Raw genomic sequence first — 210 nt, forward strand, 5'->3', positions numbered from 1 at the left:
ACACTGGCCATCAGCGGCACCGAGGCCGGCGCCGCCATCAGCTACAGCACCGATGGCGGCACCACCTGGACTAACAGCTTCAACGCCGTCGAGGGCGACAACAGCGTCATCGTGCGCGCCACCGACGTGGCCGGCAACACCCACAATGCCGCGGCCTTCACCTTCACCCTCGACACCGCGACCGCGGCACCCGTGGTTGCCCTGGCCCAC

General features: G+C 69.0%; 1 protein-coding gene. It reads left to right on the plus strand.

Annotation, left to right across the window (positions count from 1 at the left end):
• Positions 1-210: Ig-like domain-containing protein (locus H3H39_RS27585; RefSeq protein WP_182157721.1), on the plus strand; the 210-nt coding region annotated here is incomplete at both ends.

The sequence above is a fragment of the Rugamonas apoptosis genome, from assembly GCF_014042355.1.
GTDB lineage: Bacteria > Pseudomonadota > Gammaproteobacteria > Burkholderiales > Burkholderiaceae_D > Rugamonas > Rugamonas apoptosis.